General features: G+C 70.9%; 19 protein-coding genes. 8 read left to right on the top strand and 11 right to left on the bottom strand.

Going from position 1 to position 20,858, the window contains the following annotated elements; genetic code table 11:
* Positions 1–87 precede the first annotated feature (87 nt).
* Positions 88–1,590, top strand: a complete 1,503-nt coding sequence (locus H5965_RS01815; RefSeq protein WP_310967408.1) for a tannase/feruloyl esterase family alpha/beta hydrolase — start codon at positions 88–90, stop codon at positions 1,588–1,590.
* Between the two features lie 79 nt (positions 1,591–1,669).
* Positions 1,670–2,734 carry an aldo/keto reductase gene (locus H5965_RS01810; RefSeq protein ID WP_310967407.1) on the top strand — a complete coding sequence of 355 codons (1,065 nt, stop codon included), beginning with the start codon at positions 1,670–1,672 and terminating at the stop codon, positions 2,732–2,734.
* A gap of 1 nt (position 2,735) precedes the next feature.
* Here the strand turns inward: H5965_RS01810 and H5965_RS01805 are convergent, their stop codons facing one another.
* From H5965_RS01805 to H5965_RS01795, 3 genes are read right to left on the bottom strand one after another with little or no spacing between them, the layout of a single operon-like run.
* Positions 2,736–3,944 carry an amidohydrolase family protein gene (locus H5965_RS01805; protein WP_310967406.1) on the bottom strand — a complete coding sequence of 403 codons (1,209 nt, stop codon included), beginning with the start codon at positions 3,942–3,944 and terminating at the stop codon, positions 2,736–2,738.
* Positions 3,941–4,363, bottom strand: a complete 423-nt coding sequence (locus H5965_RS01800) for a GAF domain-containing protein (protein ID WP_310967405.1) — start codon at positions 4,361–4,363, stop codon at positions 3,941–3,943. Before H5965_RS01800 ends, H5965_RS01805 begins: the two co-directional genes overlap by 4 nt.
* Positions 4,360–5,751, bottom strand: coding sequence for an MFS transporter (locus tag H5965_RS01795; RefSeq protein ID WP_310967404.1), 1,392 nt, complete (start codon positions 5,749–5,751; stop codon positions 4,360–4,362). Before H5965_RS01795 ends, H5965_RS01800 begins: the two co-directional genes overlap by 4 nt.
* A 118-nt stretch (positions 5,752–5,869) precedes the next feature.
* On the opposite strand from H5965_RS01795, the gene H5965_RS01790 reads away from it, so the two are divergent.
* A complete protein-coding gene (locus H5965_RS01790; RefSeq protein ID WP_310968471.1) occupies positions 5,870–6,739 on the top strand; it encodes a MurR/RpiR family transcriptional regulator in 870 nt (289 codons plus the stop codon).
* A 491-nt stretch (positions 6,740–7,230) separates the two neighbouring features.
* Positions 7,231–7,968: a decarboxylase gene (locus H5965_RS01785; RefSeq protein ID WP_310967403.1), complete on the top strand. Its 738-nt coding sequence runs from the start codon at positions 7,231–7,233 to the stop codon at positions 7,966–7,968.
* Here H5965_RS01785 and H5965_RS01780 read toward each other — a convergent pair.
* Positions 7,922–8,647, bottom strand: coding sequence for a GAF and ANTAR domain-containing protein (locus tag H5965_RS01780; RefSeq protein WP_310968470.1), 726 nt, complete (start codon positions 8,645–8,647; stop codon positions 7,922–7,924). The two genes, H5965_RS01785 and H5965_RS01780, sit on opposite strands and share 47 nt — an antisense overlap.
* Before the next feature lie 175 nt (positions 8,648–8,822).
* Between H5965_RS01780 and H5965_RS01775 the strand changes: the two genes are divergently transcribed.
* Complete coding sequence (locus H5965_RS01775) at positions 8,823–9,158, top strand: DUF3140 domain-containing protein (protein ID WP_310967400.1); 336 nt, start codon at positions 8,823–8,825, stop codon at positions 9,156–9,158.
* 66 nt (positions 9,159–9,224) lie between these two features.
* Here the strand turns inward: H5965_RS01775 and H5965_RS01770 are convergent, their stop codons facing one another.
* From H5965_RS01770 to H5965_RS01745, 6 genes are all read right to left on the bottom strand, one after another.
* A complete protein-coding gene (locus tag H5965_RS01770) occupies positions 9,225–11,210 on the bottom strand; it encodes an RICIN domain-containing protein (RefSeq protein WP_310967399.1) in 1,986 nt (661 codons plus the stop codon).
* 36 nt (positions 11,211–11,246) lie between these two features.
* Positions 11,247–13,001 carry a beta-galactosidase gene (locus tag H5965_RS01765; protein WP_310967398.1) on the bottom strand — a complete coding sequence of 585 codons (1,755 nt, stop codon included), beginning with the start codon at positions 12,999–13,001 and terminating at the stop codon, positions 11,247–11,249.
* The gene (locus H5965_RS01760) at positions 12,994–14,538 is read right to left on the bottom strand and encodes an alpha-L-arabinofuranosidase C-terminal domain-containing protein (protein ID WP_310967397.1); all 1,545 of its coding nucleotides are present in this window, start codon (positions 14,536–14,538) and stop codon (positions 12,994–12,996) included. The genes H5965_RS01765 and H5965_RS01760 overlap by 8 nt, the downstream gene beginning before the upstream one ends.
* Positions 14,535–15,875 (bottom strand): sugar ABC transporter substrate-binding protein, encoded by a 1,341-nt coding sequence (locus tag H5965_RS01755; protein WP_310967396.1) that lies wholly within the window; start codon positions 15,873–15,875, stop codon positions 14,535–14,537. The genes H5965_RS01760 and H5965_RS01755 overlap by 4 nt, the downstream gene beginning before the upstream one ends.
* 32 nt (positions 15,876–15,907) lie before the next feature.
* Positions 15,908–16,717, bottom strand: coding sequence for a carbohydrate ABC transporter permease (locus H5965_RS01750; RefSeq protein ID WP_310968469.1), 810 nt, complete (start codon positions 16,715–16,717; stop codon positions 15,908–15,910).
* A 70-nt stretch (positions 16,718–16,787) separates the two neighbouring features.
* A complete protein-coding gene (locus tag H5965_RS01745) occupies positions 16,788–17,714 on the bottom strand; it encodes a sugar ABC transporter permease (RefSeq protein WP_310967395.1) in 927 nt (308 codons plus the stop codon).
* A 111-nt stretch (positions 17,715–17,825) separates the two neighbouring features.
* Between H5965_RS01745 and H5965_RS01740 the strand changes: the two genes are divergently transcribed.
* Positions 17,826–18,878, top strand: a complete 1,053-nt coding sequence (locus H5965_RS01740) for a LacI family DNA-binding transcriptional regulator (RefSeq protein ID WP_310967394.1) — start codon at positions 17,826–17,828, stop codon at positions 18,876–18,878.
* 348 nt (positions 18,879–19,226) lie between these two features.
* Positions 19,227–19,409 carry a hypothetical protein gene (locus H5965_RS01735; protein WP_176175443.1) on the top strand — a complete coding sequence of 61 codons (183 nt, stop codon included), beginning with the start codon at positions 19,227–19,229 and terminating at the stop codon, positions 19,407–19,409.
* Here H5965_RS01735 and H5965_RS01730 read toward each other — a convergent pair.
* Complete coding sequence (locus H5965_RS01730; protein ID WP_310968468.1) at positions 19,387–20,010, bottom strand: DsbA family oxidoreductase; 624 nt, start codon at positions 20,008–20,010, stop codon at positions 19,387–19,389. The two genes, H5965_RS01735 and H5965_RS01730, sit on opposite strands and share 23 nt — an antisense overlap.
* Before the next feature lie 85 nt (positions 20,011–20,095).
* Between H5965_RS01730 and H5965_RS01725 the strand changes: the two genes are divergently transcribed.
* Positions 20,096–20,695, top strand: coding sequence for a QsdR family transcriptional regulator (locus H5965_RS01725; protein WP_310967392.1), 600 nt, complete (start codon positions 20,096–20,098; stop codon positions 20,693–20,695).
* Positions 20,696–20,858 lie beyond the last annotated feature (163 nt).

The following is a 20,858-nucleotide window of genomic DNA, read 5'->3' as shown; positions in this document are numbered from 1 at the left end:
GTACAGCGGCAGCGTCATCCGACGGGCGCCGGGCCTTCCCGCCCGCACCTAGCGTTCCCCCGTAATGACCAGCGACCGGAGAGACCGATGAAACGCCTCCTTCTCGCCGCCGCCGTGCCGCTCCTGCTGACCACCGTCACGCAGCCGGCCGCCTCGGCAGCAACCCCCGCCCCCTGCGCCGCCGTCGCGGTGCCCGCCCCGCCGGGCGCCGGGATCGAGTCGGTGCAGGCCACGCCCCAGGCGTCGTTCTGCCTGATCACCGTCACGCTCACCCACACCGGCGCCGACCACGTCAAGGTCGCCGTGGCCCTGCCGGACACCGGGTGGAACGGCCGGCTCCAAGCCCTCGGCGGCAGTGCCTACGCCGCCGGCAACTTCGACGCGCTCCCCCAGGCGGCCCAGGCCGGCTACGCCGCCGTCACCACCGACGCGGGTGTGTCCCTGGACGGCCTCGACACGTCCTGGGCGCTGAAAGGCGGCCGGGTCGACCAGACGCTCCTGACCAACTTCGCCACCCGATCGGTGCACGAAGAGGCCGTCATCGGCAAGGCCGTCACGCAGCGGTACTACCAGCGCCCGATCTCGTACGCGTACTGGACCGGCTGCTCGACCGGCGGCCGCCAGGGCTACTCCGAGGCCCAGGACTATCCGAAGGACTTCGACGGCATCCTGGCCAACGCCCCCGCCGTCGACTGGACGCGGTTCGCGGTCGCCACCCTCTGGCCGCAGGTCGTCATGAACCAGAGCCACGACTTCCCGAGCCCCTGCGTGCTTTCCGCGTTCCGCACGGCCGCCGTCCAGGCGTGCGACGCGAAGGACGGCGTGACCAACGGCATCGTCGACCGGCCGGACGAGTGCGGCTACGACCCGCGTCGCCTCGTCGGGACGAAGGTGGTCTGCGACGGCCACGAGGTCACCGTCACGGCCGCGGACGCCGAGGTCGTACGCAAGATCTGGGCGGGCCCGACCGACGAGCGCGGCCACCGGCTGTGGGCCGGGCTGCCGAAGGGCGCGGACTTCACCTGGCTCGCCGGCACCCAGCCGGGTCCCGACGGCACGCTGACCGCGCCGGGCTTCCCGGTGGCCGTCAAGTGGGTGCAGTCGTTCCTGGAGAAGCAGGCCGGTTTCGACACCTCGAAGCTGACGTACGCGCAGTTCGCGGCCCTGTTCCGCCAGTCGGTGCGCGAGTACGACGACGTCATCGGCACGTCCGACCCCGACCTCTCGGCGTTCCGCCGCGCCGGCGGCAAGCTGATCACGTTCGTCGGCGCCAACGACCAGCTGATCCCGCCGGGCGGCACGCTGTCCTACCGCGCCGAGGTGGAACGGACGATGGGCGGCCCGCAGCGGGTCAACGACTTCTACCGGCTGTTCCTCGCGCCGGGTGTCGAGCACTGCTTCGGCGGTGGCGGCCCGGAGCCGACGAACGCGCTCGGGCAGCTGGTCGACTGGGTCGAGCACGGGAAGGCGCCGGCCACGCTGACGGCGGCGTCCGCGGACGGCAAGACCCGCGACCTGTGCCCGCTCCCGCGGGTTTCCCGCTACACCGGCGGGGACCCGGCCACGGCGTCGAGCTACCGCTGCCGCTGAGCTCCGGTCCGCGAGCGCCCTCCCCGGGCGCTCGCGGACTGGACTTGCGGGTCCAAAAATGGCTCGGCACGCTGAGGTCATGGCACTCGATCAGTACTACCTCCTCGGGCGGTCCGGACTGCGCGTCAGCCGGCTCGCCCTCGGCACGATGAACTTCGGCACCGGCGGTTTCCACGCCGCCTACGGCAAAACCGAGGACGAAGCCCGTCCGGTCTTCCGCAGGTACCTCGACGAGGGCGGCAACTTCGTCGACACGGCGGACTTCTACACCGCGGGCGAGAGCGAGACGATCCTCGGCAAGCTCATCGCCGAAACGAACTCCCGCGACCGGGTCGTGCTCACCACCAAGTTCACCAACAGCGTCGACCCGGCCGACCCCAACGCCGGCGGCAACGGCCGCAAGCACCTGATCCGCGCCCTCGAGGCGTCGCTGCGCCGGCTGGGCACCGACTACGTCGACGTCTTCCTGCTGCACACCTGGGACCGGATCACCCCGGTCGAGGAGGTGGTGCGCACGCTCGACGACCTCGTCCGCGCGGGCAAGATCCGCTACCCCGGCCTGTCCGACGTCCCGAGCTGGTACGCGGCACGGGCGCAGTCGCTGACCGAGGCGCACTCGCTGGCGCCGATGATCAACCTGCAGCTGCCGTATTCGCTGGTCGAGCGGCAGATCGAGACCGAGCACGTCCCGATGGCCCAGCACCTCGGCCTCGGGGTCACGGCGTGGAGCCCGCTGGCCGGCGGCGTCCTCACCGGCAAGTACCGCGACGGCGGCACCGGACGGCTCAGCGACGGTCCTTCGGGGACGGACCGCACCCCGCAGGTGCTGGAACCGCTCGGGAAGATCGCCGCCGAGCTGGGGGTGACGATGGCCCAGGTGGCGATCAACTGGGTGGCCACCCAGCCGGGCATCGCGGCGGCGATCGTCGGCGCGAGCAGCGCCGGCCAGCTCGGCACGAGCATGGCGGCGCTGGACTTCGAGATCCCGGCCGAGCTGCGCAGCCTGCTCGACGAGGCGAGCGCGGCCCCGCCGGCGTCGGTCTACCGGATGTTCACCCCGGAGTACCAGAACTGGATCGTCAGTCCCGGGCTGAAGATCGGCGACAAGCCGGCGGGGTACGCGCCCGCGGTGCGGAACTGGTAGCTCAGCCGGACACCACCGCGCCGCCCTGGATGACGTGGCGGAACTTCTCCGGCTCGGCCAGCACCCCGATGTCGGACAGGGGGTCGCCGTCGACGACCAGGAGGTCCGCGTGGGCCCCCACGGCCAGGGTCCCGATCTCGCCGGTGAGGTTCAGCAGCTCCGCCGCCGTCGACGTGGCCGAGCGGAGGATTTCCAGCGGTGACTGGACTTCGGCGCGTAGGCGGAACTCGTGGTTCTGGTGGCGGTGCATGCCGCCGAGCAGGTCCGTGCCGTAGACCAGCTTGACGCCGCCGCGGGACGCCCGCTCCAGGGCCGCCAGGCCGGCGCCGAGGACCTCGTCGACCTTGCGCCAGCTGGCTTCCGGGAGCCCGTGCTCGCGGCCTTCCTCCTTCAGGGCCCAGTACGTCACCAGGGTCGGGACGAGGAAGGCGTCGTGCTCGAGGAAGAGCTCGACACTGCGGTCGTCCAGGAGGTTGCCGTGCTCGATGGACCGGACACCCAGTTCCAGGGCCCGGTTCACGGCACGGGCGGTGTACGCGTGTGCGGCGACGTACCGGTTGGCCGCCTCGGCTTCCTCGACGATCGCGCGCAGTTCCCCGGCCGAGTACTGCGTCGAGTCGATGCGGTCGGTCGGGGACGCGACGCCGCCCGACGCCATCACCTTGATGTGGTGGGCGCCCTTGCGCAGCTCGTCGCGGGCCGCGGCGCGGACGGCGTCCTCGCCGTCGGCCACCCGGCCGAGCCCGGCGCAGCACGGGTGGTCGTCCTGCACCTGCGTACCGCGGGTGCGGCTGTCGCCGTGGCCGCCGGTCTGGCTCAGCGCGCGCCCGCAGAACAGCAGCCGCGGGCCGCGGAACAGGCCCTCCGCCTGGGCGTCGGCGAGCCCGAAGTCGGCGCCCGAGGCGTCGCGGACGGTGGTGAACCCGCGGTCGAGCATCCGGCTCATCGTCCGGGCGGCGTGCGCGGCCACGTAGTTCGGTGACGACGACGACAGCGAGCCCAGGTCCGCGGTCGACGCCGTGACGTGCACGTGCGCGTCGACCAGCCCCGGCAGCACGACCGCGCCGCGCAGGTCCAGTGCGGGGCCGTCGGGCGCGGTCAGGCCGGGCCCGACCTCGGCGATCCGGCCATCGGCGCACCGGAGGTCGCCCTCGGTGTACTCGCCGGAGAGCGGGTCGAGCAGTCGGGCGTTGCGCAGCAGCAGGGTCACTGTTCCTCCTTGAGCGCCGGCACGGCGAGCGGGGCGAGGGATCGGGCCACCTGGACCGAATCCTCGTCGTAGGCGCCTTCCGCGTCGAGGATGTTGAGCACGCCGAGGGTCCGGCCGCCGTCGACCACCGGGACGTTGATGATCGAGCCGCAGCCGAGGGACTCGATCAGCTCGTGGTCGGCGAAGATCTCCCGCACCGCCGCTTTTCCGGGGCCGAAGTAGGGCTCCTGCGCGGTGATGCAGCGGTCGAGCCAGCCCGCCGCGACCTCGACCGTCTTCTCCCCGCCGACCGGGTACTCCGCCGGGTGGCTGCTGTGCACGCGGCGCAGCGCCCGGCGTTCCGGGATCCAGGCGAGGACGGTGAACAGCCGCACGCCGAGCTCGGCACGCACCCGCTCCTCCACAATGGACAGACTCACTTCGTCATCTCCTTCGCGGTCGCCACCGGGGCGCCGTGTTCGGTCAGTTCCTCCAGCGAGCGGCCCGCGGTGGACAGGCCGAAGACGAGCACGCAGAGCACCCCGGCCGCCAGCACCGCCGTCGTCAGGCCGAAGACGCCGGCGAAGCCGAGGCTCGCCGCGGACAGGCCGATGATCGTCGGCGCCAGGATGCTGCCGACCCGGCCGAACGCGCTGGACAGACCGGTGCCGCTGGCGCGGATCCAGGTCGGGAACACCTCGGGCGTGTAGGAGTACACCCCGGCGTAGGTGCCGTTGAGGAAGAAGGACAGCACCGCACCGGCGAGCGTGATCGACCACGGCGCGCTGGTCTGGCTCAGCCAGAACGCGCTCACCGCCGAGCCGGCCAGGTAGAGGGCGATGGTGTGCTTGCGGTCGAGCCGTTCGGACAGCCACGCGGCGGAGAAGTACCCGGGTACCTGGGCCAGGTAGATGATGATCGAGAACTCGAAGCTCTTCGTCACCGTGATGCCGCGTTCCACGAGCAGCGTGGGGATCCACGAGAAGAAGCCGTAGTAGGAGAACGTGATCACGAACCAGACGGTCCAGATCACCGCCGTCCGGCGCCGCATGGCGGGGCTCCACAGGAACTTCAGCGCGCTGAGGAGGTTGACCTTCGGCGTCTCGGTCGCGGGGGCGGCGTCGGCCGGCGGCACCGGCGGGAGGGTGGTGCCGGTGGCCTTCTCGACGTCCCGCTCGATCTTGGCGACGACGTTCTCGGCCTCCGCGGCCCGGCCGTGGGCGAGCAGGAAGCGCGGCGATTCGGGCAGGGACCGGCGCCACCACAGCAGCATGACGATCGGCAGCGCGGTGACCAGCTGCGCGACCCGCCAGCCCTCGTCGAAGGACGGCACGACGAACCGCCCGATCAGCGCGGCCGCGACGAAGCCGAAGGAGAAGAACCCGGCGAGCGCGCCGACGAACCAGCCGCGCCGCTTGGCCGGGACGAACTCGGACAGGAAGGGCGCGATGATCGCGCTTTCGGCGCCCGCGCCCGCCCCCGCGAGCACCCGCGCGCCGAGGAAGACCTCGTAGTTCGGGGAGAAGGACGCGATGACGGAGAACAGCGCGTAGAAGGCCAGCGCGTACATCATCACCTTCTTGCGGCCGATGCGGTCGCCGAGCAGGCCGGCCGCGATCGCGCCGAAGAGGAAGCCGAACGGCGTCGCCGAGCCGATCAGGCCGAGCTGGCCGTTGTCGAGGTGCCAGGCGGCCTTGGCGCTGGGCAGCAGGAAGGCGACGACCGCCGAGTCCATGCCGTCGAAGGTGTAGCCGAGGCCGCCGATGAGCAGCAGTTTGTAGTGGGGACGGCTCAGCGGGAGCCGGTCCAGCCGGGTCAGCAGCGTCATGGGGAACGCCTTCCGTCGGGGAGTGCCGACAACATAGACTGCATTTCGTCAAAACTGCAACGTTCTTTGCAAAACTGGGTGCGTTACGGTGCACCGGACAGCAGGGGAGGGCGCCGAGGTGGCGGAGACCGACGACGGTTTCGAGGCGTGGCTGCGCGACCGGCTGCCCGAGCGGGGCTTGCGTCCGAAGTCGGCCGCGGTGCTGGAAGTGCTGGTCTCGCAGCCGCGCCGGGCGTCGTTCGGCTCGACGGCCGAGCTGGCCCAGCTGGCCGGCGTCAACGTCGCGACGGTGACGCGCACGGCCCAGGCGCTGGGCTTCGCGGGCTGGCCGGCGCTGCAGCAGGAGCTGCGGGCGCGGTACATGTCGTCGCTGAGCGCGCCGCAGGTGGCGGAGGAGCACCGCGACGTCGGCTCACCGGGGTCGGCGTCCCTCCGGCGTGACCTCGACAGCCTCGCGCTGCTGAACCGGCGGTTCGACGAGCCGCTGCTGCGGACGGTCGCGGGAGCGATGGCGGCGGCCCGCCGAACACTGGTGATCGCGGACGGAAGCTACGCGGCGGTCGGGATTGCGATGGCCCACAACGCGAGGTTGGCGGGCTACGACGTCCACGCGATCACGGCGGGCGACGCGGAACTGGCCAACCAGACGGCCAAGCTGACCGCGGACGACGTCCTGGTGGCGATCAGTTTCTGGCGCCTGTACGAGAGCACGGTCCTGGCGGCGAACGAGGCCCGCGACCGCGGCGCCCGGGTCTTCGCGATCACGGACGCGGCGAGCCCGGCCCTGGCAGGAGCGGCGGAGCAGGTGCTGATGGTGCCGGCGGAGGGCGTGACGTTCTTCCCGTCGTTGACGGCGGGGATGGCCTTGGCCCAGGCGATCGTGGCCCAGCTCGCGGCGGTCGACCCGGCGCGGACGAGCGCGTCGATCGAAGCGGCCGAGGCGATGTGGTCCCGCTTCGACCTCTTGCACCGACGCCCGTCCGGGTAACCGGAGACCATGCGCATCGGCCTGCTCTCATCGCCCGCCAGCACCCAAACGGTCGTGCCCAATCGGCCACGTCCAGCCCCGCGACGAGCGCGTCCATCGAAGCGGCCGAGGCGATGTGGTCCCGCTTCGACCTCTCGCCCGCCAGCACAACCCAAACGATCGCCGCCCAATCAGCCACGTCCAGCCCCGCGACGAGCGCGTCCATCGAAGCGGCCGAGGCGATGTGGTCCCGCTTCGACCTCTCGCCCGCCAGCACAACCCAAACGATCGCCGCCCAATCAGCCACGTCCAGCCCCGCGACGAGCGCGTCCATCGAAGCGGCCGAGGCGATGTGGTCCCGCTTCGACCTCTCGCCCGCCAGCACAACCCAAACGATCGCCGCCCAATCAGCCACGTCCAGCCCCGCGACGAGCGCGTCCATCGAAGCGGCCGAGGCGATGTGGTCCCGCTTCGACCTCTTGCACCGACGCCCGTCCGGGTAACCGGAGATCATGCGCATCGGCCTGCTCTACCCCACCCGCGACTGCGGCGAGGACGACTTCGCCGCCCTTTGCCGCCGGCTGGATCCCGCCCCCGAACTCGACTTCGCCTACGTCGAATGGGATCCCGGCGCGGCCGGACAGATCGCCGCCGTGCGGGCGCTCGGCTCGCCCGGCCGTCTCGTCGCCGCCGCCGACCGGCTCGGCACCACCCCGGACGTCGTCAGCTGGGCGTGCTCCAGCTGCAGTTTCACCCACGGTCTCGACGGGGCGCGCGACCAGGCGCGAGCCCTCAGCGATCACCTCGGCGTCCCGGCCAGCAGCACGTCACTGGCCTACCTCGCCGCCCTCGATCGGCTGGACGTCGAGCGCGTTGCGCTCGCCTCCGTCTACCACCCGGACCTGACCGCGCTCTTCGCCGCCTTCCTCGCCGAGGCCGGCGTCACCACCGTGCACGCCGTCTCGGCCGACGCGGGCTCCGATCGCGCTCTCGCCGCCTGGGACGCGCAGCGGATCACCGAACTCGCCGTCGCGGCCGACCACCAAGACGCCGCCGCCGTGCTCGTCCCCGAGACCGCCCTGCACACCACGCCGCTGCTCGCCGAGCTGGAGGAACGGCTCGAGAAGCCCGTGCTCACCGCGACCGCGGTCACCGTGTGGGACGCGCTCGGCGGCAAGGTGCAAAGCGGCCTGGGGACGTTGTTCAGGGCCGGGCCGGGCCGCCGTCCGCCGAGCTCATCCGCTTCGTGAACCGGGCCGCGACGTCGCGGAGCTTGATGTTCGTGTGCTGGGACTCCACGATCAGCCGGTGCATCGCCGCGTCCTCGTTGACCCGGTGGATCAGCATCAGCATGCCCTTGGCCTGCTCGATCACCGCGCGGGTCTCCATCGCGTTGCGCAGCTCGTCGGCCAGCCCGCGCGCCTCCCGGTACCGGCGCGTCAGCCGCAGCACCGTCTCCACGCACAACGTGAACAGCCGCAACACCTTCGTGTCGAACTCGTGGTAGCCGTGGGTCTCGAAGCCGAACAGCGTGATCGCGCCCACCAACGTGTCGTCCACGCGCAGCGGGACCGCCAGGTAGCTGCCCACGCCGAGTTCCTTCGCCGCCGCCACGAATTCGGGCCACTGCTCGCCCGTCTCCGCGACCGCCACCCGGACCACTTCACCCGTCAGGGCCGCGAGCAGGCCCGGACCGTCGCCTGCCGCGTACTGGACGTCGTCGATGCGCCGGGCTCGCTCGTCCGTGAAAGCCGCCGTCTGGGTCACGCCGTCGCGGACGACCATGATGCTGGCCAGGTCCGCGTCCGGGACCACCCGGACCGCTTCGCCGCAGACCGCGTCGAGCAGCCCCGGCGTGTCGGACATCGATTCGAGGACCCCGACGAGATCGGCCAGCACCGCGTTCAGCTCGTCGACCCGCGCCGCCATGCCGTCGCCAGTGGTCGGCAAGGCCCACCCCTCCCATGCGTCAAGCGGCGAGCACGGGATCGAGCTCGCCAGCAGCGTCAACAGAGACCACCGCTGGCGTTTCAACGGGTCCGGAGGAATTCTACCGGCCACGGGACCACGGTTTGACGTAGGCCGCGCCGGGTAGCCGACGAAGATGGACAATCCGGCAGTCGACGACGACCTGTGGGCGGAGTTCCACCGGGTGGTGAACATGACCTCGCGCGAGCTGGAGGACTGGCTGCGCACCCGCGACGCGGGCCCGGAGACCGAACCGCTCCCCGACGAGGCGGGCCCGCCGACGGGCAACGAGGTGCTGGCCATCCTGCGCAAGCGCAAGTCCGACGTGGACTCCCACGACGCCGACGTGATGCGCCGGGTCGTCGACCGGGTGCACGCCCAGCGCCGCGACGACCTGGAGCCCACCGCGGGCGAGGCCCACTGGCGCCACCGGCTGATGTCGATCGGCCACGACCCGCTCAAACCCGCCTGACCAAAGCCGTCGTGGGTGGTCAGGCGGGTCAGAACCCGCCTGACCACTCACGACCGGGGAGCCAGGTCAGCGGGTGACGGCCTGCCAGCGCTGGTTGGGCCCGTTGGTCGGCTTGTACAGGCCGATCCGGGCGCCGTCCTCACGGGACTCGCTCGTGACGTCGAGCAGCTGCCCGCTCGCCGCGTTGACGAACGTCCAGGTGCCGTCACCGGTCGTGGACAGCGTCCACTGCGCCGCCGGGTCGCACGCGCCCGCCGCGGCCAGCGTCACCGCGCCGCCGGACGTGCTGAGCACCTGGCCCGTGCCCGCGTTCGTGATGGTGAACCGGTCGCGGTTGCCGTAGCGGCCCGTGCGGTCGGTGAGCGTCCAGCGCTGCGCCGCCACCGAGGCGTCCGTCGTGCGCTGGACCAGCGAGCCGTTCTCCGCCGACAGCGACTTGCCGCTCTGCACGCCGGTGAAGGTGACCGGTTTGCCCGAGCCGATGCCGGTGCCGGCCGCCGTCGCGGAGACACCGTCGACGAGGAAGGTCGTCACCGAACGCGCCGGGACCTGCAGCGTCGCCCGGCCGGCGGTCACCTTCACCGGCTTGCCCCGCTTCAGCGCCCCGGTGACGTCGGTGACCACCGGCGTCACGGACGCCCCGTGCCGGACGTTCCGGAAGCCGGACAGGTCCAGCGTGACGTCCTGGGCGTCGGTGCCCGCGTTGGTGTGCACGACCGTCGCCAGGTCCTCGCCGCGCATCGCGACCGTGGACGCGGTGTCGTTCACCCCGATCAGCCGGTCACCCGGCTTGATGTAGTGGGTGAAGTTGCGCATGGTGTTGAACTTGGTGTTCGTCTTGATCGGGCAGGTCTGCAGCGTGGCGTTCTTCGGGCAGTCGAACGGGACCTGGATCTCGCCCCAGTTCATCCCGGCCGCGGACTCGCCGCCCGGCTTCATGTTGTTGTAGTCCTCGATCGGCTGCCAGCTGACCCACGTGCTCGGTTCCAGGAGCCGCAGGTCGTCGGTGATCTGCTTGGCCATGCCGAGGCCGGGGTCCATGTCCGTGAAGTCCTGGCGGTCCAGCCAGCTGCCGCCGACCTCGCTCATCCACAGCGGCTTGCCCGCGCCCTTGGCGAGGTCGCGCGGGACCGGCCGGTTGCCGGTGCCGTAGGTGTGCACGTTGAGCCGGCCCGCCGCGGCGCGGGCGTCGGCCGACCAGCCGGCCCAGTCCGCCGCGAAGATGTCCGGGTTGGTCTCGTCGGGCGCGGAGACGATCGCTCGCGAGCCGGCCGCCTTCAGCGCGGACGCCATCGCCGGGATCAGCTGCGACTGGACCGCCGGGCCGATGTGCGCGCCCTCCTGGCGGCCGCCGGTCGGGTTGCCGTCGGCGCCGAGCGTGGTCTTCCAGTAGTTCGTGTTCGGCTCGTTCAGCGGGTTCACCGACGCGAACTTGATGCCGTGCGCCTTCTCGAGGGTCCGCACGACCTGCGTCACATACGCGGTGAAGTCGCCGATCTTGTCCGGCCGCAGCTGCTCGTCGGTGGCGTTGAAGCCGCCCGAGACGTACCCGGAGACGGTCTGGAAGTAGGGCGGCGAGTTGCTGAACGCCTCCCACTTCGTGACGCGGTTCTTGATCTTGTCGACCCACCAGCGCTGGTTCGGGTCCGCCTTGGGGTCGAACTCGGCCGCGTCGCCGGGGGTCCACCAGTCCTTGTCGGTGCGGGTGGTACCGGCCGGGGCCGTCCACCAGCCCGGCACCGCGGCACCCGCGCGCAGGTACGACGGGACGTCGGGGGCGTTGCCGCCGCCGACGTTGAACCGGGCGATGTTCAGGTTCAGCCCCTCGGGCCCGAAGACCAGGTCGGCCAGCTTGTCCCGGACGGCATCCGGGTAGCCGCCGGTCGCCTCGGCCATCCACGCCAGGCTGGCGCCCCAGCCGTCGAACGGCTGCTGCCGGTAGGTCGGATCCGGCTTGACTGTGACAGAAGTGGCCGCTTCCGCCGGTGCGGCGACGACCGCGCCGCCTATCAGAGGTACACAAAGGACGGTGAGCAAACGCCGCAAGTTCATCGTCGAACTGCCCTTCGGTGCGGTGGGGACGGTACTTCAGGCCTCGGTGTGGCCCAGCAGCGGCCGCGGCACGAACCGGGCCGCGGGGTCGAGCATCGTGCCGAGTTCCAGCACGACCAGTTCGTTGGCACCGGGCCGGACCACCGGGCGCGGCACGTACAACGTCCGTTGCGGCCCGCGCCGCCAGTACCGGCCGAGCGCGAACCCGTTGAGCCAGGCGACGCCCTTGCCCCACTCCCCCGTGTCGAGGAAGAGGTCGGCGGGCTCGTCGACGTCGATCCGGGCGCGCAGCACCACCGGCCCGGCCACCGCGCCCGTCACGGACGACGGCGCCGAAGGCCGCAGCGACGGCAGCGTGGCCAGGTCGAACGGCAGCACGTCCCAGCCGGCCAGCGGCTCGCCGTGCAGCGACGCCCCGCCGATGATGCCCTTCGCCTCGCCGATGCGCGGGCCGTAGTCGACGCGGCCCTGGTCCTCGACCAGCACCAGCAGCTCGCCGGACGCGCGCGGCAGCGGGATCGCGCGCTCGTGGTGGTCCCGGCTGAGCGTGCCGACCAGGTCGCCGTCGAAGAACACGGTCGCGCGGTCGCGGACCTCGCCGAAGGTCAGCACGCCGGGCCGGTCGCCCTCGACGGTGCACCGCAGCAGCGCGAGCTGCGGCATCGGCGTGAGCTCGTCGAACGCGGGCAGCTCTTCGTGGAACTCCCAGGTGCCCCACCGCTCCGGCGCGTCGAGCAGCCGGACCGGGTCACCGAGCGCGCCGGACGGCGTCGGTGCGGGCCGGGCCGGCGGCGGAACGGTGTCGGGCACCTTGTGGTAGCGGGCGATCACGTCGCGGAAGGCGTGGTACTTCGGCGTCGGGTTCCCGGCTTCGTCCAGCGGCGCGTCGTAGTCGTAGGACGTGATCAGCGGCTGGTAGACGCCCTTGTCGTTGGCGCCGTTGGTGAGCCCGAAGTTGGTGCCGCCGTGGAACATGTAGAGGTTGACCGACGCGCCCGCGGCGAGCAGCGCGTCGAGCTCCGCCGCCGAATCCGCGGCCGACGTCGTGTGGTGGTGCGCGCCCCAGTGGTCGAACCAGCCGTTCCAGAACTCGCTGCACATCAGCGGCCCGGTCGGCTGGTGCTCCCGCAGGACGGCCAGCCGCGCTTCGGCGCCGGACCCGAACGACGCCGTGCGGTGCAGCCCGTCGAGGCTGCCCGCTTCGAGCATCTCCGGTGTCGGCTGGTCCACTGTGGTCAGTGGCACGGTGACGCCGGAGTCGCGCGTGTGCTCGGCGAGCGCTTTCAGGTAGCGCTTGTCGTCGCCGAACGCGCCGTATTCGTTCTCCACCTGGACCAGCAGCACCGGCCCGCCGCGGTCGACCTGGTGCGGGACGACGACCTCGTACACCTTCGTCAGGTACTCGCGGACGGCGTCCAGGTACTTCGGCTCGTACCGGCGCACGCCGACCGACGGGTCGCGGAACAGCCAGGCGGGCAGCCCGCCGTTGTCCCACTCGGCGCAGATGTACGGGCCGGGCCGCACGATCGCGTACATCCCGGCGTCGGCGATCATGCGCAGGAACCGGTCGAGGTCGAGCCCGCCGGACAGGTCGAACGTGCCGGGCTCCGGGGCGTGCGCGTTCCACGCCACGTACGTCTCGATGGTGTTGAGCCCCATCCGCCGGGCCTTGTCGATCCGGTCGGCCCACAGGTCCGGGTGGACGCGGAAGTAGTGCAGGGCACCGGACAGGATGCGGAACGGGCGGCCGTCGAGCAGGAAGTCGTGCTCCCCGATGGCGAACTCAGGCATCCGGGCCCGCCTGCGGGGTCAGCTGGAGCACGGTCCAGGACAAGGGTGGCAGTGTCACGGTGATGGTGGTCCCCCCGGGATCGGACGTCGCGACCGTGCCGGGTAGCGGCACCGGCCGGACCGGTTGTGCGTCGGCGGTGTTCACCGTGTGGCGGGTCTCGCCGTCCGGTGTGGTCAGGGTTTCGGCGGCGTAGACGCCGAACCGGGCGCCACGCAGGCGGATCCGGACTTCGGTCGGCGACGCCGTCGCGCGGTTGGTCAGGAACACCGCCCCGCGCCCGGACTCCTCGACCGTCGCGGCGGCGTCGACCAGGCCGACTTCGCCGTGTTGTGCGGTGCGGAGCCGGTCGCCGTCGACCTCCAGGCGCAGGCTCGCCCCGCCGGCCAGCGCGGCGACCTGCCGGAACGGGTGGAACGTCGTCTGCCGCCAGGCCGGGCCACCGGGCTCGGAGCGGATCGGCGCGATGACGTTCACCAGCTGCGCCTGGTTGGCCATGGTGACGCGGTCGACGTTGCGCAGCAGGGAACTCAGCAGCGAACCGACGACGACCGCGTCGGTGACGGTGTAGGTGTCCTCGATGATCCGCGGGTGCTGCCGCCAGCCGCCCGCGGCGAGCTCCGCCTGGTCGACCTCGTTCCAGCGGCGCAGGTCCCAGACGTTCCACTCGTCGACGCTGATCCCGATCTTCTTGTCGAGCCCCAGCTCGGCGAGGGTTTCGTCGATGACCCCGGCCGTCGTGGCGATGTAGCGGTCCAGCGCGGCCGCGCTGGCCAGGTAGCTGTCGGTGTCGCCGTGCAGCTCCTGGTAGTAGGCGTGCAGCGAGATGTGGTCGACCAGCTCGGCGGTGTGGCGCAGCACGGTGCGCTCCCACGAGCCGAACGTCGGCATGTCGGCGTGCGAACTGCCCGCGACGACCAGTTCGAGGTCCGGGTCGATCATCCGCATGAGCCGGGCGGTCTCGGCGGCCAGGCGGCCGTACTCCTCGGCCGTCTTGTGGCCGATCTGCCACGGGCCGTCCATCTCGTTGCCCAAGCACCACAGCTTGAAGCCGAACGGACGGTCGGCGCCGTTGGCCCGCCGCCGCTCGCTCAGGTCCGTGCCGCCGGCGATGTTGCAGTACTCCAGGACGTCGGCGGCCTCCTGGATGCCGCGGGTGCCGAGGTTGACGGCGTACATCACCTCGGCACCCGCGGCTTCGGCCCACGCGACGAATTCGTGCAGGCCGAAGCGGTTGGATTCCACGCTGTGCCACGCCGGGTCCAGCCGGAGGGGCCGGTCCTCGACCGGCCCGACGCCGTCCTCCCAGCGGTAGCTGGAGACGAAGTTGCCACCGGGGTAGCGAAGCACGGTCGGCCCGAGTTCCCGGACCAGCTCCAGGACGTCGCCGCGGAAGCCGCGAGCGTCCGATGTGGAGTGACCCGGCTCGTACAGCCCGGTGTAGACCGACCGGCCCATGTGCTCGACGAAGGAGCCGAAGAGGCGACGCGGGACCGGGCCGATGACCTGGCCCGCGTCGCCTTCGATGTGGACGGTCATCCGGCGCTGACCGTGAAGCCCTGCTGGTTGCCGTAGTCGACGATGGCCTGCTGCCAGGCCGCCAGTCCGGCGTCGAGCGGGGTGGCGTTCAGGTAGGCCTTGCCGGCGGTGTCGCTGAAGATGCTGTTGGCGTAGGTCTGGTACGGCAGGTACGTCCAGCCCGGCGCGACGTCCTTCGACGCCTGCGTCAGCACCTGGTTGACCTTCTGGCCGCCGAAGTAGGGCACGGCCTCGTCGACGAACGCGGGCGAGGTCAGGTCGGCCGTGGTCGACGGGAAGCCGCCGCTCTTGATGAACGGCTGGACGCCACCGGCGTGGTTGAGCCAGCGCACGAAGCCCGCGGCCAGCGCCGGGTTCTTGCTCTGCTTGACCACGGACTGCGCGCTGCCGCCGTTCTCCGCGGTGACCGGCTTGCCGTCGTAGGTCGGCATCGGCGCGACCGCCCACTTGCCGGCGCCGCCGGGCACCGACGAGATGAAGTTGCCCGGCATCCAGGCGCCGGTGACCAGGGACGAGATGGTGCCGTCACCGAGCGCGCGGAACCAGTCGTCGGACCACTCCTTGACCGGGGCGAGCAGCTTGCCCTGGATCAGCTGGTCCCACATCGCGGTCCACTTCTTGGTGCCCGCGTCGGCGAGGTTGACCTTCACGCTCCGGCCGTCGACGGTGAACGGGTGCCCGCCGGCCTGCCAGATCATGCTCAGCACGAACCCGGGGTCACCGGTGTCCGAGGTGATGTACTTGGTCGGGTCGGCGGTGTGCAGCTTCTTCGCCGCGTCGATGTACTCGGCCCAGGTCTTCGGCACGGCGATGCCGTTCTTGTCGAAGACCTCCTTGTTGTAGAACAGGGCCATCGGGCCGGAGTCCTGCGGGAGGCCGTAGATGCCGTTGCCGTTCTTCACCTGCGCCCACGTCGAGGCGCTGTAGTCCTTCTCGAACGAGCCGAAACCGAACTGGTTGAGGTCCGCCAGCGAGTCGGTCAGCGCGAACTGCGGGAGGGCGTAGTACTCGATCTGGGCGACGTCGGGGGCGCCCGAGCCGGCCTTGATCGCGTTCTGGAGCTTGGTGTACTCCTCCTTGTTGGTCCCCGCGTTGACGTAGTTGACCTTGACGTTCGGGTATTCCTTCTGGAAGGCGGCCACCTGGTCCTTGGCCGACGGCGTCCAGCTCCAGTAGGTGATCTCGCCGCCGGCCTTCAGCGCGGCGTCGACGGAGTCCTGGGTGCCGGTGGCGGCGGCGGGGGCGGAGGACGTGCCCCCGGACGAGCAACCGACCGCGAGCGCGGCGGCCAGCGCGAGGGCGGCGGCCGCCTTGGCGCGGGTGCGGATTCTTGACATCGGGTGTCCCTTCACGGCGGTGTGACGGCGGGTTATTGCTTAACGCTTCCGGCGCTCAGCCCGGACTGCCAGAACCGTTGCATGAGCAGGAAAGCGACGACGAGGGGAATGATGGTGAGCAACGACCCGGTGAGCACCAGGTTGAAGATCGGCTGGGCGCCCGCGCCGTTGGCCTGGGCGCTCCACTGGTTGAGCCCGACGGTCAGCGGGTACCACTTCGGTTCGCTGAGCATGATCAGCGGCAGGAAGTAGTTGTTCCACGTCTGCACCATCGTGAACAGCGCGACCGTGATGATGCCGGGAACCAGCTGGCGCAGCGTCACGGTGAGGAAGATCCGGAGCTCGCCCGCGCCGTCGATCCGCGCCGCTTCCAGGAGCTCGTCGGGGATGGCGTCGGCGGCGTAGACCCAGATCAGGTACAGGCCGAACGGGCTGATCAGGGACGGGATGAGGACCGCCCACGGCGTGTTGGTCAGCCCCATCTTGCTGAACATCAGGAACGTCGGCACGGCCAGCGCCGTCGGGGGCACGGCCACGGCGCCGAGGACGACGGCGAACACCCCGCGGCGGCCGGGGAAGCGGTACTTGGCCAGCCCGTAGCCCGCCGCGGTGGCGAGGAAGGTCGCGCCGCCGGCGCCGACCACGACGTACAGCAGGGTGTTCCCGAGCCAGCGGAAGAAGATGCCGCCGTTGTAGGTGAACGTCTGGCCGATGTTGTCGAACAGCGCGAACGTGTCGCCGAAGGACAGTCCCGAGGTCGAGAACAGCGCCGGCTGGGTCTTGCTCGCGTTGATCACCAGCCACACCAGGGGGACCAGGGTGTAGAGCAGGTACAGCGCCATGAAGCCGGTGAGGACCCGGGACTTGCGCGGCTTGGTCACGGAGAACCGCGTCTTCGGGAGAACAGCCACGTCACATCTCCTTCCGGGAGCCGCGCAGCTGCACGACGTAGGCGATGACCGCGGTGATCACGCCCATCACGATCGCGACGGTGGCGGAGTAGTTGTACTGCTGCCCGTTGAAGGAAAGGTTGTAGGCGTACATGTTCGGCGTGTAGAACGTGCCGATCGTGTTCGGGACCAGGTTGCGCATGATGTTCGGTTCGTTGAACAGCTGGAAGCTGCCGATGATCGAGAAGATCGTCGCGACCACGATGGCGCCCCGGATCGCGGGCAGCTTGATCGAAAGGATCGTGCGGAACGTGCCGGCGCCGTCGATGGCGGCCGCCTCGAACAGTTCCTTCGGGATCACCTTCAGCGCGGAGTAGAAGATGAGCATGTTGTAGCCCACGAACTCCCACGTGACGATGTTGCCGATCGAGGTGAGCAGCCAGCTCGGCGACAACGGCGCCAGCGCGGTGCCGAGCAGGTGGTTCAGGTCGGCGGCGAGCCCGAAGTGGTCACCGTAGATGAACCCCCACATCAGCGCGGCGACCACGGCGGGCACCGCGTACGGCAGGAAGATCACGATCCGGAAGAAGCCGGCGGCGTGCAGCCGGGCGCTGTCGATCGCCAGGGCCGCGATCAGCGCGAGCACCAGCATGATCGGTACCTGCACGGCGAGGAACACCAGCACGCGCCGGAAGGCCTCCCAGAACTTCGGGTCGCCGAAGACCTGGACGTAGTTGTCGGCGCCGACGAAGACCGTGCCGCCGAAGAAGGCCTGGTCCCGGAAGAGGCTCAGCACGAAGGCGTACACGACAGGCGCGATGAAGGTCAGCGCGAACACCAGCATGAAGGGGGCGACGAACAGCCAGCCCCGCCATTTCCGCCGCGGCCGGCGGGCCGCGGACGCCCGGCGCGAAGGCACCGGGGCGGGCGGAGCCGCTGTGGACGTCATCGTCACTCCGAGTGGTCATGCGGCCGGGCACTGGACCCGGCGGGATGTTTACGTCAACATGGACGGCCGCAGAGTAACGTGTTGACGTAAACATGTCCAGGACACCGAGGAGTGACCGTGCCGCGCCAGACAGCGACGTCATCCGCACCCGGCCCGGCCCGGCGCCGGGGCCCGTCGATGGCGGACGTCGCCCGCGAGGCGGGTGTCTCGGGCCAGACGGTTTCCCGGGTCGCCAACGGCAAGACCAATGTGGACGAAGCGACGCGCGAACGGGTGCTCGCCGCGATGCGACGGGTCGGCTACCGCCCCAACAGCGCGGCCCGGGCCCTGCGCAACGGCCAGTTCCGCAGCATCGGCGTGATCATTTCGGCCCTCCCGACGTTCGGCAACAGCCGCACCCTCGACGCCATCGCGGCGGCGGTCGTGCCGGAGGGGTTCTCGATCATCCTGATGCCGGTGACGCGGCCGACCCAGGGCGAGGTGACCGGTGCGTTCAGCACGTTGAACGAGCAGGCCGTCGACGGCGTCATCATCCTCATCGAGCAACACCAGCTTGACCAAAGCGAAATCGAACTGCCGCACGGGCTCCCGGTGGTGGTGATCGACTCGAGTGCCCGCTACGACTACCCGGTGGTGGACAACGACCAGGCCGACGGCGCGGCCCGGGCGACCAGCCACCTGCTGTCCCTGGGGCACTCGACGGTCTGGCACATCGCCGGGCCGCCGCAGTCGTACTCGGCCGAGCGGCGCCGGAAGTCCTGGCAGGCCACTTTGGAGCGTGCGGGCCGTGTCGTTCCCCCGGTGGTGGCCGGCGACTGGTCACCGGAGTCGGGTTACCAGGCGGGCCTGCGCCTGGCGGCGGACCCGGAGGTGACGGCGGTGTTCGCGGCGAACGACCAGATGGCGTTGGGGCTGCTGCGCGCGTTGCACGAGACGGGCCGCGCGGTGCCGGCTTCGGTGAGCGTGGTCGGCTTCGACGACATGGAGGAGTCAGCCCACTTCTGGCCCCCGCTGACGACGATCCGCCAGTCGTTCGAGGCGGTGGGCCGCCACGCGGTGAAGGCCCTCCTGGCGGAGATCGAGACAGGCACGGAAGCCGGCGAGCCGGTCCTCCTCCCGACGGAGCTGGTCATCCGCTCCAGCACCGCCCCACCCCCCGCGTGATCGAAGGGTCGACTCACGTGATTGAGAGGTCAACTCACGTGATTGGGAGGTCAACTCGCGTGATTGGGAGGTCAACTCACGTGATTGGGAGGTCGACACGGCACAGGCCGGACGCCACCGCGTGTCGACCCTCCAATCACGGGTGCCGACCCTTCAATCACGCGTGCCGACCCTCCCGGTACGGCGTCGGGAATCCGCGCGGCGGCGGGCGGGGAACGAGGGCGGGAAAGTGGTCGTTTCAGGCGGGCGGGGCGGGGGAATTACCGGCCACCAAGCCGGAAACCCCGGTACCCCCAACGTCCCAGTGGCGTGGACCGTTCGGCCCCACGCCACGGAAACGAGACCGTCATGCTCGCCATTCTCGCCGCCGTTCTCTTCGGGCTCGCCCTGCTCATGGAGCTCGCCGGGTTCGGGCTCGGCCCGGTGATCACCACCGGGACGCTCACCACCGCCGGCCTTCTCTGCGTTGCCCTGCACCTGGCCGGCATCGCCACCGACCGGTCGCGGTTCACCCGGCGGCGGCGGCGCTGACCTGCCGCAGCACCTGGGCGAACACCTCCGGCGACTGGGCTCCCGCCACGCCGTAGCGCTGGTCGATCACGAAGAACGGGACGCCGGACGCGCCGAGCGCGCGGGCCTGCTCGCCGTCCGATGCCACTTCCGCTTCGTACGCGTCGGATTCGAGCACCGCCCGCGCCTCGGCCTCGTCCAGGCCCGCTTCCACGGCCAGCGACACCAGCGAATCGTGGTCGAACAGCGAACGCCGCTCGGTGAAGTGCGCGGCGTAGAACCGGTCGACGACGGCGTCGGCCAGACCGCGCTCGGCCGCGAAGTGGACCAGGCGGTGGCCGTCGACCGTGTTGCCCATGTGGACGCCGTCGAGGTGGTACTCGAGGCCGTCGGCGGCCGCGCGCTCCTCCATCTGGGCTTCCATCGCGTCCGCTTCTTCCAGTGTCCGGCCGTACTTCTCGGCCAGCACCTCGCGCGTCGGCCGCGAGGTCCCGCGCGGGAACGACGGGTCGAGCTGGAACGAGTGGTGCACCACCTCGACGTCGACACCGACTTCGGCCACCGCCTGCTCGAAGCGGCGTTTGCCGAGATAGCACCAGGGACAGACCAGATCGGACCAGATGTCTACGCGCACGGAACCCAGCTAACCGAAGGGGTGCCGCGCACTTCAAGGTAACCGGCACCCACCTGCGACTAGGGTGACGCCGGTGACCGCCTCGACCGACGACATCGTCCGGCACGCCGCCCGCCTGCTGATGGCCGGCACCCGCCTCGACCTCGGGCGGATGGCCGCCGACCTCGGCATCTCGCGCACCACCTTCTTCCGCCGCGTCGGCAACCGCGAGGACCTGATGGGCGCCGGCCTCCGCCTGCTCTCCGACCGGACCTGGCAGCGCGCGCTCGACGGCTGGCGCGCCGAGCACGGCGACGCGGTCCGCACCCCGGACGGCCGGCTGCGCTGCCTCTGGGTCATGGAGGCCTACCGCCGCGAAGTCGCCGGCAGCGAAGGCATGCGCAAGCTCATCGAGGCCGAGTCGAACGTCGCCCTGCGCGTGCTCACCGATCCGCGCGGTGCCGTGCAGCCCGGGCTGGTCGACGCGCACGTCCAGCTGTTCCAGGAGGACGCCGACGCCGCCGGGCTGGCCCCGCTGGTCGGGCTCCCGGACCTGGCCTTCGCGGTGGTCCGGCTCGGCGAGTCCTTCCTCTACTCCGACGTCCTCGCCGCCCGCTCGGTGGACCTCACCGTCGCGACGACGCTGGTCGACACCCTCGTGCGCGGCGCCCTCGAGCCGGTCCGCGTGCCCTGAGCGACCGCCCAGTTCGTCAGGCCGCTCCCCCATTCGGAGGATGTGGAACATTTCGCCAAGGTGTTTCATAGGCGGAGGGAAAGCGGTTACCCCGCACCCCGCCCGCGGCACGTCCTTCCGTTGCCGTGCACCAGTTCTGCCGATCCGCCCGTCTGTGTCCGGG

The sequence above is a fragment of the Amycolatopsis sp. 505 genome, from assembly GCF_031625235.1.
Lineage (GTDB): Bacteria > Actinomycetota > Actinomycetes > Mycobacteriales > Pseudonocardiaceae > Amycolatopsis.
This window is presented reverse-complemented; position numbering and strand designations above follow the sequence as displayed.